Annotated in this window: 15 protein-coding genes and 1 pseudogene; 9 read left to right on the top strand and 7 right to left on the bottom strand. The window is 68.4% G+C overall.

Annotated features, from left to right (window positions below; all coding sequences use genetic code 11):
• Positions 1-64: 64 nt before the first annotated feature.
• Both BLV72_RS18890 and BLV72_RS18895 read left to right on the top strand, forming a co-directional pair.
• The gene (locus BLV72_RS18890; RefSeq protein ID WP_093463634.1) at positions 65-721 is read left to right on the top strand and encodes a response regulator transcription factor; all 657 of its coding nucleotides are present in this window, start codon (positions 65-67) and stop codon (positions 719-721) included.
• Complete coding sequence (locus BLV72_RS18895; protein WP_093463636.1) at positions 715-1,962, top strand: sensor histidine kinase; 1,248 nt, start codon at positions 715-717, stop codon at positions 1,960-1,962. Before BLV72_RS18890 ends, BLV72_RS18895 begins: the two co-directional genes overlap by 7 nt.
• A gap of 21 nt (positions 1,963-1,983) precedes the next feature.
• On the opposite strand, the gene BLV72_RS18900 is transcribed toward BLV72_RS18895, so the two are convergent.
• From BLV72_RS18900 to BLV72_RS18910, 3 genes are all read right to left on the bottom strand, one after another.
• Positions 1,984-3,303, bottom strand: coding sequence for an LmeA family phospholipid-binding protein (locus BLV72_RS18900; RefSeq protein ID WP_093463637.1), 1,320 nt, complete (start codon positions 3,301-3,303; stop codon positions 1,984-1,986).
• Between the two features lie 101 nt (positions 3,304-3,404).
• Positions 3,405-3,665, bottom strand: a complete 261-nt coding sequence (locus tag BLV72_RS18905) for an RNA recognition motif domain-containing protein (RefSeq protein WP_093463638.1) — start codon at positions 3,663-3,665, stop codon at positions 3,405-3,407.
• 106 nt (positions 3,666-3,771) lie between these two features.
• Entirely contained in the window at positions 3,772-4,905 is a 1,134-nt protein-coding gene (locus tag BLV72_RS18910) for an NADH:flavin oxidoreductase (protein WP_093463639.1), read from the bottom strand.
• Between the two features lie 171 nt (positions 4,906-5,076).
• Between BLV72_RS18910 and BLV72_RS18915 the strand changes: the two genes are divergently transcribed.
• The 4 genes and pseudogenes from BLV72_RS18915 to BLV72_RS49965 all read left to right on the top strand — a co-directional run bounded on the left by BLV72_RS18915 (position 5,077) and on the right by BLV72_RS49965 (position 7,539).
• Positions 5,077-6,198 (top strand): PP2C family protein-serine/threonine phosphatase, encoded by a 1,122-nt coding sequence (locus BLV72_RS18915; RefSeq protein ID WP_093463640.1) that lies wholly within the window; start codon positions 5,077-5,079, stop codon positions 6,196-6,198.
• A 23-nt stretch (positions 6,199-6,221) separates the two neighbouring features.
• Complete coding sequence (locus tag BLV72_RS18920) at positions 6,222-6,659, top strand: acyl-CoA thioesterase (protein WP_093463642.1); 438 nt, start codon at positions 6,222-6,224, stop codon at positions 6,657-6,659.
• A gap of 140 nt (positions 6,660-6,799) precedes the next feature.
• Positions 6,800-7,243: pseudogene (locus BLV72_RS51540) on the top strand (alpha/beta fold hydrolase); the annotation flags it as partial.
• Between the two features lie 95 nt (positions 7,244-7,338).
• Positions 7,339-7,539 (top strand): alpha/beta fold hydrolase, encoded by a 201-nt coding sequence (locus BLV72_RS49965; RefSeq protein ID WP_244321415.1) that lies wholly within the window; start codon positions 7,339-7,341, stop codon positions 7,537-7,539.
• Positions 7,540-7,551: 12 nt separating this feature from the next.
• On the opposite strand, the gene BLV72_RS18930 is transcribed toward BLV72_RS49965, so the two are convergent.
• Complete coding sequence (locus tag BLV72_RS18930) at positions 7,552-7,743, bottom strand: DUF397 domain-containing protein (RefSeq protein WP_093463644.1); 192 nt, start codon at positions 7,741-7,743, stop codon at positions 7,552-7,554.
• Positions 7,744-7,753: 10 nt separating this feature from the next.
• The gene (locus BLV72_RS18935) at positions 7,754-8,641 is read right to left on the bottom strand and encodes a helix-turn-helix domain-containing protein (RefSeq protein WP_093463645.1); all 888 of its coding nucleotides are present in this window, start codon (positions 8,639-8,641) and stop codon (positions 7,754-7,756) included.
• Between the two features lie 181 nt (positions 8,642-8,822).
• Between BLV72_RS18935 and BLV72_RS18940 the strand changes: the two genes are divergently transcribed.
• Both BLV72_RS18940 and BLV72_RS18945 read left to right on the top strand, forming a co-directional pair.
• A complete protein-coding gene (locus BLV72_RS18940) occupies positions 8,823-9,257 on the top strand; it encodes an ATP-binding protein (RefSeq protein WP_093463647.1) in 435 nt (144 codons plus the stop codon).
• A complete protein-coding gene (locus BLV72_RS18945; RefSeq protein ID WP_093463648.1) occupies positions 9,254-9,478 on the top strand; it encodes a hypothetical protein in 225 nt (74 codons plus the stop codon). The genes BLV72_RS18940 and BLV72_RS18945 overlap by 4 nt, the downstream gene beginning before the upstream one ends.
• Here the strand turns inward: BLV72_RS18945 and BLV72_RS18950 are convergent.
• Positions 9,420-12,473 (bottom strand): NACHT domain-containing protein, encoded by a 3,054-nt coding sequence (locus BLV72_RS18950; protein ID WP_093470430.1) that lies wholly within the window; start codon positions 12,471-12,473, stop codon positions 9,420-9,422. The genes BLV72_RS18945 and BLV72_RS18950 overlap by 59 nt on opposite strands.
• Before the next feature lie 307 nt (positions 12,474-12,780).
• On the opposite strand from BLV72_RS18950, the gene BLV72_RS18955 reads away from it, so the two are divergent.
• Complete coding sequence (locus BLV72_RS18955; protein ID WP_093463650.1) at positions 12,781-13,410, top strand: M23 family metallopeptidase; 630 nt, start codon at positions 12,781-12,783, stop codon at positions 13,408-13,410.
• Between the two features lie 50 nt (positions 13,411-13,460).
• On the opposite strand, the gene BLV72_RS18960 is transcribed toward BLV72_RS18955, so the two are convergent.
• A complete protein-coding gene (locus BLV72_RS18960; RefSeq protein ID WP_093463651.1) occupies positions 13,461-14,039 on the bottom strand; it encodes a TetR/AcrR family transcriptional regulator in 579 nt (192 codons plus the stop codon).
• Between the last annotated feature and the right edge of the window lie 143 nt (positions 14,040-14,182).

Raw genomic sequence — 14,182 nt, forward strand, 5'->3', positions numbered from 1 at the left:
GGTCCGATCCACCCGGTTTGTTACCTTCAGTAACTGCCGCGTACCACCCCGAGGAAGCTCCCCCATGAGGGTCCTGATCGCCGAAGACCACCACATCCTGGCCCGTACGATCGCCACCGGCCTGCGCCGCGAGGCCATCGCGGTCGACCTGGCCGGCTCCGGGGACGTGGCCGAGCGGATGTGCCTGCTCAACGCCTACGACATCATCGTCCTGGACCGGGACCTGCCCGTCATGAGCGGCGACGAGGTGTGCCTGCGTCTGCGCGCGCTGAAGGACCCGCCCCGCATCCTCATGCTCACCGCCGCCGGTTCGGTGGAGGACCGGGTGGCCGGGCTCGATCTCGGCGCCGACGACTATCTGGCCAAGCCCTTCGACTTCGCCGAACTCCTCGCACGGATGAGGGCGTTGAGCCGACGCGTCCCCGCACCTCCGCTGATGATCTTGCGGCACGGCGGCATCGAGCTGGACCGGGGCCGTCGCGAAGTCCGTATCGAGGGGCGGCCGGTGGAGCTGAGCCCGAAGGAATTCGCCGTCCTTCAGCTTCTGATGGAGGCGCGTGGCGAAGCCGTGACCCACCGTGCCCTTCTGGACCGTGCGTGGGACGAGCACATGGACGCGCGCACCAGCGCCGTACGTGCCACCGTCAGCCGGCTGCGTGGCAAACTCGGCCGCTCCGACGCGATCTCCATGGACGATGGCAAAGGTTACCGGCTGTGCTGAATCCCCTGTCCCTCGTCAGCCCGCGGGCCCTGCGGGCCGCGCTGCGCGACCGTCTGACCTTCCGCGCCAAACTCGCCGCCGCGTTCACCGCGCTGTTCTTCTGCGCCGGAGCCGCCCTGCTGATCTTCGTCACGGTGCTGGCCCGGCAGGGAACCATGGAGCAGTTCGCCAGCATCACGACGGACCACACCGCCGGGCCGACCGCTCCCCAACCCACCTCCTCGACCTCGTCGGCCCCCTCGGGCCCGACGCGTCCCGGCCCCGCCGACTCAACGTGGTCCCGACAACAGGCCGAGGACGCCCGCCTGGCCAGGGTGGAAGTCACCAACAGGCTCCAGGAGACCGCCGTACGGCAGATGGTGCTGTGGTCGGCGGTCGGCCTGGCCGTCATGGCCGTACTGTCCGGCGCCATGGGCTGGTGGCTGGCCGGCCGGGCCCTGCGCCCGGTACGCAAAGTGATCCTCGCGGCCCGCCGGATGAGCGAGGAGAACCTCCACGAACGCCTGCAACTCACCGGACCGCGAGACGAGCTGCGGGAACTGGGCGACACCTACGACACCATGCTGGACCGCCTGGAGAGGTCCTTCACCAGCCAGCGCCGGTTCGTCGCCAACGCCTCCCACGAGCTGCGCACCCCCCTGGCCGCCCAGCGCACCAGCATCGAAGTCGGCCTCGCCGACCCGCTGCCCGCCCATCTGATCCCGGTCCGCGAGGACCTGCTCATCACCAACCGCGAGGCCGAACACCTCATCGCCGCACTCCTGCTGCTCGCCCGCAGCGACCGCGGCCTCGACGAGACCAAGGACACCGACCTCGCCGAACTCACCCGGCAGGCCGCCGACGAACTCAGCTCCCTCGCCGCCGAGCACACCGTCGTCACGGCGGTGCACACCACGCCCCTGGCCGTGAACGGAGACCCGGTGCTCCTCAAGCATCTGGCGTCCAACCTGGTCCGAAACGCCATCCAGTACAACCACCCACAGGGCACGGTCACCGTGCGCATCGACGATGCCCGCCGACTGACCGTGACCAACACCGGCCCCCGTATCGACCCCACCCGCGTGGACGGACTGTTCGAACCCTTCCGCCGCCTCGACCGCGATCGCACCGCCGTTCACGGCCACGGCCTGGGCCTGTCCATCGTCCGCTCCATCGCCACCGCCCACGGCGGCACGGTCACCGCCGCCCCCGGCCCCGCGGGCGGTCTCCGCGTCGAGGTACAACTGCCGACGACGCGGTGACGCGGTGACGCACGGCGGTGGCTAGCGGGTCTTTCCGAAGGTCAGCCCCGCGCCGGTCAGATCGGCCCGAATCCCTTCCGGGGAGACGCCGATGTTCGCCAGCTTGATGCCCTTGGCCTTTTGGGGGAGCTGGAAGGAGAGCTCCAGCTTGTCCGTCAGCTCCGGCACCTTCATCCGCGTCAGCGCCGCGGCCACCGTCGGGTCGATGCCGAGCTTCCTGGCGAGCTGGGGATGGTCGTTGGCCGCCTGGACGAGGTTGACCGCGAGCAGCGCCGGGACGAAGCGCGGCGACCCCGTGATCCGGTCCAGCACCTGGTCGTCGTTCCGCGCCTGCCCCGCCTCCGCCGGGGACACCCCGAGCTTCTCCGCCACCGAGGGGATCGAGAGCAGCGCCTGCGCCTTCTCGGAGTCCTCACTGATCTGCCGCGCCGCCTTCTTGTGCAGATACAGCCCGGCACGCGGCTCGGGTCCTGGCCGGTAGGTGGCGATCCCGGGGATGTCCAGCCGCATATCGGTGACGCTGGTGGAGATCCCACGGTCTCCCTGGCGCTGGATATGTGCCTGGGCGTGCAGCGACACCTGCTGGCCGGCGACCGGGAGCTTCCCGTCCGCGCGCACCGAGCTGGGCCCCAGCGCCTTGAACCGCACCTGGGAGGCGCCCAGTTCACGGCTGAGGTCCTCGAAGGACAGCAGCACATCGCCCTTCATCCGGCCCACCGTCGCGCCCCTGAAGGAGCTGGGCAGATCCCCCACGATCCGGATGTCCTGGGCCTGGGCGCGTACCTCGGCGAGCGAGACCCGGTCGGCCGCCACGTCCGGGACGGCGATGTCGACCTGCTGCAGATCCTTGCCGAGCACCTGGGTGAGGAACGGGAAGCCGTGGATCGTCACATTCGGCGCCGTGGCCAGATCCAGCTTCTTCTGCAGCTCCAGCTCGGCCTTGCGCTCGCTGTACATCACGGCACAGCGGTCGCCCAGCACCAGCAGCAGGCCCAGCACGAGCAGCCCGATCAGCGCCTTCGCGGTGCGCGGGATCCCCCGGAAGCGGCCGCGCCGGCGCCGGGACGAACGGCGGTGGTTGGGCGGTGACCACGCCGCGCCGTCGCCTCCGGAGCCCGAACCCGAGCCCGAACCCGAGCCGGAACCGACCGGCTCACCCCTGCGCCCGCCGCCATCGGCGTCGTCGTCATCCGACGCCAGGCCGAGGCCCAGGGGGTCGTCCGGATCGTACGGATCGGCGAGCTCGGCGAGTTCCTCATAGGGATTGCTGTAATGAACAGCAGGTGAACCGCTGTGAGGATGCGAGGGCTGGGGTGAAGATATGCGTGTGGGGGATCGCATTGATCCATATCACCACGGCACACTGCTCCACCCGCAAGTCCTAGCGGCGATACGTGGCGAACCGCACGTTCCGATTTCGCCCTCCGTACACGTGCCGTTTCTCAGCGCGTGCCGCGTGAGACCGCCCTCGCCTCGGTGACGGTGACCGCCCTGCCGTCCATCTCCGTGCCGTCGAGCTGGGCCATCGCCTTCTCCGCGGCCATCTCGTCCATCTCCACGAACCCGAACCCCCGCGAGCGGCCGCTCTCCCGGTCGGTGATCACGGTGGCGTCCAGCACCTCGCCGAACTGCCCGAACAGGGTCGCCAGGTCCCTTGTCGTCGTCTGGTAGCTCAAGTTGCCCACATGCAGTCGTTTGGACATGACCGGCTCTCCTTGTTCTCCGTGGTCCCCAGTGCAGCGAACCGTGTCAATCCTCTCAGCGAGGTACGAAACGGGCCATCCGCATGGGCTGAACCGGTCATACGGCTCAGTGCAGCGTGCCGAGCTGATCCTTGGAGAAGGGCACCAGATCCGCCGTACGCCCGCTGAGCACCTTCGCGGCCCACTCGGGGTCGGCGAGCAGGGCGCGGCCGACGGCGACGAGATCGAACTCGTCCCGCTCCAGCCGGTCCAGCAGATTCTCGATGTCCGCCACCCGTGCCTGCTCACTGCCGGTCCCGGGGACGAACGTCGGCAGGAAGTCCTGGTCGAGCCCGATCGAGCCGACCGTGATCGTGGACTTCCCGGTGAGCTTCTTCGTCCACCCCGCGAAGTTCAGATCCGAGCCCTCGAACTCCGGTGTCCAGTAACGCCGGGTGGAGGAGTGGAAGACATCCACTCCCGCCTCCACCAGCGGGGTGAGCAGCGCCTCCAGCTCCCGCGGGGTCTCGGCCATCCGCGCGTCGTAGTGGTCCTGCTTCCACTGGGACATCCGGAAGATGATCGGGAACTCGGCGGAGACGGCCTTACGGCAGGCGGCGACGATTTCGGTGGCGAACCGGACCCGCGAGGCCGGGTCGCCGCCATAGGCATCACCGCGCCGGTTGGTCGCGCTCCACAGGAACTGGTCGATCAAATAGCCATGCGCGCCATGCAGTTCGACCCCGTCGAACCCGATCCGCTCCGCGTTGGCCGCCGCCTCCGCGAAGGCCGCGATCACCGCGTCCACGTCGTCCTGCGTCATCGCCCGCCCGGCCGGCTCACCGTTCAGCCCGATCCCGGACGGGCTCAGCACGGGCGCCTCCGGGTACGGCGGCGCGCCCTCCTGCCGCGACACCCCCACATGCCAGATCTGCGGCGCGATCAGCCCACCCGCGAGATGCACCTGCCGCACGACCTCGGCCCACCCCGCCAGGGCGTCCTCCCCGTAGAAGCGCGGCACGCTGTCGCTCAGCCCCGCCGAGGGGTGCTCGATATAGGTCCCCTCCGTGATGATCAGCCCCACCCCACCGGCCGCGCGGCGCCCGTAGTACGCCACCACATCGGCATTGGGCACGCCCCCGGGCGAGAACATGCGGGTCATCGGCGCCATGGCGATCCGGTTGGGCACGGTCATCCCGCCCACGGTGAACGGCCGGGACAGAACCTGGGCCGCACGCTCGGCACTCCCGTTTATGGACACGTCGATACTCCTTGACCAGGGGTCGTCACAGCGCGGAATCGCGCTGCCCGGCCAAGCTAAAACCTGACGTCGGCGTGAGGGTCAAATACCGGAGGCCACCTCCGGTGAGCCGTCGCGCGAAGCGCGCGCCTACCGTGAGAAGAGCGGTCAGTGCGTCGAGGTGAGACAGCCATGGTGAACCCGGAGATCGACTGCGCGGCGTTGGTCCAGGCCCTTCCCGGGGCGGTGGCGGTCCTGACCCCGCAGCTCGTCTATGCGGAGGTCAATGACGAGTGGCTGCGCCTGCTCGGTCGCACTCGTGAGCAGAAGATCGGCAGCTTTATGCCCGACGACTACGCCGACAGCCCGCGCTACCACCCCGGCGCGGTTCTGGTGCGCAATGTCGTGGCCTCACTACGCCGGGTAGCGGAAACCGGCCGACGCGAAACCATGGCACTGCAACGCTTCAACCCGGAGGACCCCGAGGGGTCCGGGGGAGGAGAAGAGCGCTACTGGAGCATGACAAACGTGCCGATCTTCGGTGCGGACGGGCGGGTGGTGATGCTGCTGCACCGGGTGGAGGAGGTCACCGAACTCATCAGCGCCCGCGAAGTCGCGCTGAGCCTGCAACACGCGATGCTGCCCGCTCCTCGCCCGATCGGACGCCATCCGGTGGCCGTGCGCTACCGGCCCGCCGTCGACGCGCTCGCCGTTGGCGGTGACTGGTACGACCTGGTCGAGCTGCCCGGTGAACGACTCGGGGTCGCCGTGGGCGATGTGGTCGGTCACGGGGTGTCCGCGGCCGGCGTCATGGGCCAACTTCGCAGCGCGCTCAGCGCCGCCTCCCGCGTCGCCGTGGGTCCCGCTCAGGCACTGGAAGTCCTGGAGCTGTACGCCCTCTCCGTCTCCGGCGCCGAGAACGCCACCGTGGCTCACGCGTTCGTCGACTGGGACACCCATGACATCACCTACAGCAGCGCCGGACACCCCCCGCCGGCCCTTCTGCGGAGCGACGGCACCGTCGAGTACCTGGACCGGGCCACCGACCCCCCACTCGGTGCCCGCCCTCAACCCGCTCCCCGGCCGCAGGCCACCATGCCCTTCGCCGAGGGCGCATTCCTCGTGCTGTACACCGACGGCCTGGTCGAACGCCGCTGCGAGGACATCGACACTGGCCTTGACCGGCTCGCCTGCTCCCTCACCGGCCACCAGGGAGCCGGCCCCGAAACCCTCGCCGACGCCCTGCTGGCCGACCTGCTCCCACCCGGCGGCGTCACCGATGACGCCGCCCTCGTGATCGTGCACCTGACCTGACCCCGACGCGAACAGAGGTCACCATGTCTCACACCTTCCAGAAGCCATTCGAAGTCCGCTGGGACGATGTGGACCTCAATGGCCATCTGCGCAATACGCGGTATGTGGAGTATGCGAGCACCGCACGTCACAGTTATCTGACGGCGGCGGGTTGGAGTGCCCGTGCACTTCGGAAGGAAGGATTCGCGCCCGTACTGCTCGGTGAAGAGGTCCAGTACGTGCACGAAGTCTTCCTGGCTGAAACCGTGGATGTGAGCTGCGAAGTTGTGGGACTGAGTGCGGATGCTTCGCGGTGGCGCATGCAGCACACGGTGCTGCGGGAGGACAAAGGGACCGCTGCTGTCGTCCGTTCCCTCGGCACCTGGATCGACCTCCGAGTCCGTAAAATCGCCGCGCCGCCACCCGCCCTGGGGGATTTCCTCCGATCCGAGTGTTCCGACGACTGCGAAGTGATCGGCTGAGGAGGTGAGCCATGTCCGGTTCACTGCACGCAACCGCCCCCACGCAATTCTTGGAGTCGCGCGGTATTCGCCACGCCTATCGCCGGTTCGGCAGGGAGGGCAGGACACCGCTGATCCTTCTGCAGCATTTCCGGGGAGGGATGGACAACTGGGATCCATTGGTAACGGACGGCCTTGCGGCGGGCCGACCCGTCATCCTGTTCAACAATGCGGGTGTGGCAAGCTCCAGCGGCGAGACTCCGGACACCGCCGAGGAACTCGGCGACGATGTGGCGGCCTTCATCAGCTCGCTGAACCTTCCGCAGGTGGACGTCCTGGGATTCTCCATCGGCGGTTATACGGCCCAGGCACTCGCCGTGCGCCATCCTGAACTGGTACGCCGCCTCGTCCTGGTCGGAACGGGTCCCCGGGGAGGCGAGGGCGAGGGGAGGCACCCCGACGCCACGACGGTGGCGACACGCAATCGTGTACTCGCCATCGAGGACATTCTCTTCCTGTTCTTCGACCAGTCGGAGACCAGCCAGGCGGCAGGAAAGGCGTACTGGGAGCGCCGGCATCGGCGCACCGCCGATGTCGACCCGCCCACGTCGGAGCAGACCATGAAGGCCCAGGGCAGGGTCATCGCGGACTGGCGCGAAGTGCGCGGGACCGCGGGGAACGGTATGCGGACCTCAAGGGGATCGGCCGGCCGACGCTTGTCGTCAATGGCCGCCGGGACATCATGGTGCCCACGGTCAACTCTTATCTTCTGGCGCAGCACATTCCGCACGCCCAGCTTATTCTCTACCCGGATTCGGGACACGGTTCCCTGTTCCAGTACCCGGGATTGTTCGTCGAACACACGACGCGGTTCCTGGACGCCGAACCCGCGTTCAGCTGAATCCCCCCGCTGTCAGAGGGTGTGGTCGAGGCGACCGGCCTTCACGGAACGTATGAGGGCACCCAGCACGGCTGGGCTGGTGCGGAGCACCGCTTCGGGCTCGTCGCTCTCGCGTATGTGGATGCCGTCGGGGGCGGCGGCGAGTTCGACGCAGTTGGCCTGGTTCTCGCTGAACGTGGACTTGCGCCAGTTGAGCTGGGACATGACCGCCTTCCTAGAGTGTGTAGAGGACGTACTGGATCAGGCCGAGCGAATCCCGCGAGTCGTGTGCGAACGGCGCGACCGTCGTGTCGACGGGCCGCAGTGCCGCTGTGCTCAGGCGGTGGAACTGACGCCGGTACTTCGTGAGCGAGGGCTCGTCGTGCAGGAACGATGACTGGCTGGGGCTTTCCAGCAGTACCGTCTCGAGCGCTCGGCCGTGCGAGGCGAGCATGAAGAACGGCGTGCTCAGGGTCGAAATCCCCTCGGCGGTGAAGGGCAGGATCTGGATGCTCACATGCGGCAGATCGGCGAGTTCGATGAGGCGGAGGAGTTGCTTGCGCATCACCTTGGCCCCGCCGAACCGCATGTGCAACGCCGCCTCATGGATCACCGCATGGACCTCGGGTGGCCTCTCGCCGTGAAGGATCCTCTGCCGCTGCATGCGAAAGCCCACCGCCGTGTCGACGTGATCCGGAGTGTTGGCTTCGTCGTCCGCTCGGAAGATCGAGGCCGTGTAGTCCTCGGTCTGGAACAACCCCGGGATGAACAGCGATTCGTACGAGTGAAGCTCATTCGCATGCGACTCGAACTCGGCCAAATCCAGGGCTGACGGCACAAGGCGGCCCTTGTAGCCGCTCCACCAGCCCTTGCCCTTGTCTTCCCCGAGGCTGACCAACGCCTCGACCAGGGGTACACTTGTGCACCCATAACCCTCGCAAAGCCGACGCAGTCGCTCACTCGGGATCGCCGTGCGGCCACCCTCGACATGCGTCAGGTGCACACGACCCATGTCGATGAGCGCGCCCGCCTCGTTCAGCGTCAACCCAGCTTGCTCGCGCAACCTTCGCAGCTCTGCGCCGAGGCGGCGCTGTCTCTCCGTGGGGTTGGTTCGCAGTGCCAACGGGGTCTCTCCTCAGGGTGTGGGCCACAGTCTGCCGTCAGGGCATGGGCCGGTCCACTCATTCTCGTGACTAGGTTGAACTTGGCATCCCCTATCTCTACCGTGTGTGTGGTGGCAGTCACACAGCGGAGCTGTGGAGTGCCGCACGATGCCCGTTTACGAAGCGCCACGGAGGCGTCGCATGGGAGCACCCACACACCCGGAACATCCGCACCGCTACACCCTCTCCGCCCCCGCCCTCCCCACGTCACCCCGCTTGTGCCGCGACTTCGTGCGCGGGATCTTCGCGGCCTCGGGGTTACCCCAACTCGCCGAAGCGGCAGCCCTGTGCACCTCGGAGTTGGTGACCAATGTCCACCGGCATGGCAAGGGCGACGTACGGATGGCCGCCACCATCCAGCACGACCGCGTCCGCGTGACCGTCCACGACGACAGCCCCGAACTGCCCTCGCCCCGCCGCGCGGTCGGCGATGACACCAACGGGCGCGGCCTCTTCCTGGTCACCGTCCTCTCCGACGGCTGCGGCATGACGCCCGACGAACCGGCCAACGGCACCGGCAAGGCGGTCTGGTTCGAGTTCAACGTCCCGCCCGCGCACACGAAAAGCACCGCATGAACGCCACCCCCGCCGAGCGGGTCGCCGAGACCCTGCGCGACGACTTCGCCGCCCACGGCGTACGGCTCCCCGACGTACGGGCCGACCTCAGTGACCCCCGGCAACCCCGGCTGGAGCTTGGCACCATCCCCCTCGGCACGGGGTTCGCGCTGCTGCGCGTACTCACGGACTACCAGCGCCTGCTGAAGGCCGAGCGAAGGCGGAAGAAGCCGTCACCGTGACGCCGGGCAGTGATGCGGCACCGCTGACCTCCACGTTGATTGTGACCGTCTCCAGGTCGGGGAGAGCAGCGAGCGGGGACAGGTCGATGGAGCGGTCGGCGCCACTGGGAAAGAGGATGTTCAGGTGGCGAAGGCGGGGGAATGCCGAGGACAACCAGGCGGTGTCCAGGAACTCGTGCACAACATGCAGATCCAACCAGGTGATGTTGGGTGGGAAGTCGCGCTCCATACTTGCGTGTCCGATCGTGACCTTCAGCCGCTCCAGCGCTGTGAGCTTCTCCATGCGCCAGGGCACGACGCCCACGCCTGACAGGCCCGGCGTTTCGAAGACCAAGGTGCGGAGAGGGAGGTCGGACAGGCCGGTGAGGGAGACGGCCCTGAGACAGTCGGTCAGATAGAGCGTTTCGAGGTTTACCAGGTGGCCGATCGCGGCGCCGAGGTTGTCGACCACGCCGTTACGGTTCAGCTGCAGCCGGGTCACCTCTTCCCCGTCGAGGCCGTCCCTGATCTCGTCCTCCGTGAAATCCCCGCGCAGGATCAGCCACGGACGCGGACCCGTGTCCAGGAGCAGCCGCAGATGCTCCATGGTCTCGGCCACGAAGTACAGGTCGTCCCGGTCCAGGCGGAGGATCACCTCATGGAAGTACCGCTCGGTGTCGTACCGCCCCCAGCTCGACGCCAGTTGCGCGCGCACCCCGACCGCCGGGTGGTCGGCGAACCTCGCCAGATAGGGGATCGCCGCGTCCACTGGTATGCGTGAGGCCGTCACCACGCAGCATTCCGCCACCTCGTCCGTCAGCCCCTCCGGCCCCGGAAGGAGCTCCAGTACCAGGGGGCCCACCGTGGCCAGCTCCCGGGCTCGGGGGATGGTCATGGGTGGGACGAACTCCATCGCGTGCCGCGTGACCCCGTCCCGTGTCGCCGGGTCGAGGTCCGGCGCGTGCTCCAGGCAGGCCATGGCCAGCAGGAACAGACGGAGTGCCGAGTCGGCGCTGTCCTTGTGCCGGGCCAGCTCCAGCAGTTTGTTCAGCAACTCCGCCCGCTCACGCGGCCGCGCATGCGCGACGGCCATGCGGATGACGTCCTCCCACTGCGCGTCATGCGCATTGCGGATCAGCAGGCCCACATCCCACGCCTCCACCGCCGCCTTCGCGCCCAGGTAGTCCTGGAAGGTGCGGTGGATGAAGTCCACCGTGCTCACGGACGGCTCGCGCAAGAGCCCACTCCGCAGGAGCAGATGGCGCAGGATGGCCGGGGCGTCGCCCAGCGCCCGGGCGGCGGGGACGGAGGGGAGGGCCTCCTCGATGAGGCGCTCCGCGCGGTCGCGGTCCAGCTCGGCCTCGCCGTTGCGGATCAGGTAGTAGGCGACCCGCTGGAGGAGCTGGATCTGGGGCTCCTCGTCGAGCTGGACGTCACCCGGCGCGTAGATATGGCGCTCGGTGTCGCGCCGCGTCAGCAGCATCGACAGCGCCGCGTCGTACAGCGCCTTGCGGCCCGGCGGCAGATAGCCGCGCCGGGCGCGGTGCAGGGCGCAGATCAGCCCGCACATCAGCGGGTTCGTGGCGAGGCGGCTGAGATCTTGCTTGGTGCGGACGGCGGTGTGCAGGGCCGACTGGTACGCGCCCAGCGTCGCCCGCTCCTCCTCCGTGCGGCAGCTCTGGCGCGCCGCATCGTGCCAGCGGTCGATGAACGCGGCCATGTCCTCGCGGCTCATCGGGGACAGCGTGAACTCGGAGAAGCGCTGCGCCCCCAGCCAGTCGTCGTCGACGGCCGAGGGGCGGGAGGTGACCAGCCACAGATTGTCCGGATAGGCGATGAGGAGATCCGACAGCCAGGCCCGGGTGCGCTCGCGGTCGCGCTCGGGGATCTCGTCGATGCCGTCGATCAGCAGCAGCCCGCGCCCGGCGGTCAGGACGCGGTCGGCCCAGCCGGGCGGCTGGGCACCGTCCAGCGGGTTGTGGACCGAGGCCAGGAACGCGGCCGGGGAGGGCAGGGATTCCTGGCGGGCGATCGTGCGCAGCGGGAGAACAAAGGGGACGCGGCCGATGAGCTGCTCCAGGCCGCGCAGCGACTCCTGCCGGGCGGTGCACACGGCGAGCCACTGGACGAGCGTGGTCTTGCCGGAGCCCGCGACGCCTCGCAGCAGCACCCGCTGATGGCCGGAGAGCGCCCGGTCGGCGGGCAGGGCCGTGGGAAGGGCGGCGGCGGGTGACTCACCGGACCCACCGGGCTCCCCGGCGAACGCGCCCAGCGGCCGCTCCTCGCCGGAGGAGGAGACCGCCTCCAGGCTGAGATACGCCGCGTCCAGCGGCCACGTGGCCTCCGCGTGGCTGAGGTCGATCCCCACGATGGTCAGCGTGGAGTGCTTGCCGATCATGTACTCCGCGTACCGGCGCTCAAAGCCCGCGTCCTGCGCGGTCTGGGACGGAATCCGCTCGATCAGGATGTCGATCTTGGTGATCAGCTCGCTGAGCCGGCCGCTCTGGTCGACGAGGGTGCGCGGGACGAACGCCGAGCGTTGGGTGAAGAAGTGCAGGATGTGCAGGCAGGCGGTGTCCAGCAGGCGCTCGTGGAGCAGCGTGCCGCCCTGGCTGAGGCGCGGCGTGGTCCTGCCCCGCGTGCGGGTGGCGTGGGCCAGCTCGTAGGCCAGTCCCTGGTGGCCGAGCTGCACCGCCTGGACGTCGCTCATATCGAGGTCGCCGAGCGCGTACAGCGTGGTGGCCAGTTGCTCGGCGACCAGCTCGTCCTCGTCGGCGGGGCACGGCCGCTCGCCGGGGCCGGCGTGCCGGGTGGCCTGGGCGACCAGTTCGGCGGCGAGCTTGTCGAGGTCCTTCTCGGTCAGCGTGCGCTTCTCGCCGCGGAACGAGACGAGGGAGGAAATGCGGACCGGCTGGTTGACCAGCCCGGCGCCCGGACCCTCCTTGACGAACAGCTTCTTGATGAGCGGTGCGACGACGCTCGACGCCAGGCGCGCGCCGATGACTGCGGGATCCACGTCCATTCCCCCCGGTACGTTGTGTGTCCCTGACCGGACAGCGTACAGCGGGGTAAGGACGTTGGTCCCGAATCGGACATCCGAAAGTCCCTGCGAAGGTGACTTCCCGCACAGGCCCTTCGGCGTCTACTACGGTAAATAGGGGATCTCGCAGGTCAGAGGTGTGATGGGGGTTTCCGGGAATTTCGCGCGGGAAACGCATCCCATAACCAATTGGCTACGTAGCCACTTAGTAGAAGAACGCCTTGGCCTATTCACGAGAACGGGATAACAAGAGGCGTCCAAAGACGCTTCTGGAGGTACTTCCATGGCCCCGCGCGCCACAAACCGCCGTTTCTCGCTCACGTCCGTATCCAAGGGGCGCGCCGCTGTGGTCGCCGTCGGCCTGGGCGCCTCGCTCGCGCTGGGTGCCGGAACGGCGTTCGCCGTGGGTGCGGGCGAGGCCCCCGCCGCCCCGTCCGTCAAGCAGGCCGCCGCGAAGGCCCCTGCCAAGAAGGCTCCGGCCAAGAAGGCCCCCAAGGACTGGCAGACCCCGGTCGACAAGTTCTCGATAGGCGCCGCCTTCGGCCTGGCCGGCAACCTGTGGTCGCACAACCACAGCGGTCAGGACTTCGTCGTGCCGACCGGCACCCCGGTGCACGCGGCCCACGAGGGCGTCGTCGTCAAGGCGGGCCCGAACGGCGGCGGTGACGGCCCCGCGTACGGCAACGCGATCGTGATCAAGCACGACAACGCGACGTACTCGCAGTACGCCCACCTGTCCCGCATCGATGTGCGGATCGGCCAGACCGTGACCGAGGGCCAGCAGATCGGCCTGTCCGGCAGCACCGGCAACTCGACCGGCCCGCACCTGCACTTCGAGATCCGTACGACGCCGAACTACGGCACCGCGGTCGAGCCGCTCAAGTTCCTCCGCGACCACGGCGTCAAGCTCTGACGCGACCACGGCGTCAGGGTCTGACGCCCCCCATGCGCTCCGCGCGCATGTCAGCCATGCGTCGATGACGCATGCGCCTGCTTCACCAGATCGAGGGCGACCTCGAGGACGGCCTTGCGCTTGTCCTCGGCGTCGCCCTCGATCGCCTGCAGCGCGAACATCCGCGCATGCATGCTGAACAGGGCCGTGACGCTCCGGACCTGGTCGACCATGGGGGCCTCCGGGTCCCGGATCAGGGCGGACATGGCGAGCATCCGGTTCTTGAAGATCTGACCGATGCTCAGCTCGCGCACCGTCGCCTGGTTCTCCTGCATGAAGCGCATCAGCGGCTCGGCGATGTCCAGGGACTCGCTGTAGCGGCGCAGCAGCTCCAGCTTGGTCTCCAGCGTGCGCGGCTGCTGCTCGCCCCAGGTGATCAGCTCGTCGAGCGGCCGGCCCAGGTCCTGGAACAGGCTGAGGACGATGTCTTCCTTGGTCTTGAAGTGGTAGTAGAGCGCTGCCTTGGTGACCTCAAGATGCTCGGCGATCTCGCGCAGTGACGTTTTCTCGTAACCCCGCTCCGCGAAGAGTTCCAGGGCCACGTCCTGGATGCGCTGACGGGTGTCTCCCCGCCGCGGTGTGCCGCCCATGGTGCTCTCCTGTGCTGGTGGTCTGGCTGCCGTTGGCAGGCCGAACGTAACTTACTTGACGCCCGGCTAGTTGGCGCCTTACCGTCTCCACTGTACTGAACTAGCCGGGCGGCAAGTAAGTGGGCGTCAGGGCTCTCATCACC

The sequence above is a fragment of the Streptomyces melanosporofaciens genome (assembly GCF_900105695.1).
In the GTDB taxonomy this organism is placed as follows: Bacteria; Actinomycetota; Actinomycetes; order Streptomycetales; family Streptomycetaceae; genus Streptomyces; species Streptomyces antimycoticus.

Excerpts from the sequence above, each read along its gene's own strand:
- BLV72_RS18955 (WP_093463650.1), top strand. The coding sequence starts at position 12,781 with ATGGCCCCGCGCGCCACAAACCGCCGTTTCTCGCTCACGTCCGTATCC.
- BLV72_RS18900 (WP_093463637.1), bottom strand. The coding sequence starts at position 3,303 with ATGCGATCCCCCACACGCATATCTTCACCCCAGCCCTCGCATCCTCAC.
- BLV72_RS18945 (WP_093463648.1), top strand. The coding sequence starts at position 9,254 with ATGAACGCCACCCCCGCCGAGCGGGTCGCCGAGACCCTGCGCGACGAC.
- BLV72_RS18920 (WP_093463642.1), top strand. The coding sequence starts at position 6,222 with ATGTCTCACACCTTCCAGAAGCCATTCGAAGTCCGCTGGGACGATGTG.
- BLV72_RS18930 (WP_093463644.1), bottom strand. The coding sequence starts at position 7,743 with ATGTCCCAGCTCAACTGGCGCAAGTCCACGTTCAGCGAGAACCAGGCC.
- BLV72_RS18960 (WP_093463651.1), bottom strand. The coding sequence starts at position 14,039 with ATGGGCGGCACACCGCGGCGGGGAGACACCCGTCAGCGCATCCAGGAC.
- BLV72_RS18940 (WP_093463647.1), top strand. The coding sequence starts at position 8,823 with ATGGGAGCACCCACACACCCGGAACATCCGCACCGCTACACCCTCTCC.
- BLV72_RS18915 (WP_093463640.1), top strand. The coding sequence starts at position 5,077 with ATGGTGAACCCGGAGATCGACTGCGCGGCGTTGGTCCAGGCCCTTCCC.
- BLV72_RS18905 (WP_093463638.1), bottom strand. The coding sequence starts at position 3,665 with ATGTCCAAACGACTGCATGTGGGCAACTTGAGCTACCAGACGACGACA.
- BLV72_RS18890 (WP_093463634.1), top strand. The coding sequence starts at position 65 with ATGAGGGTCCTGATCGCCGAAGACCACCACATCCTGGCCCGTACGATC.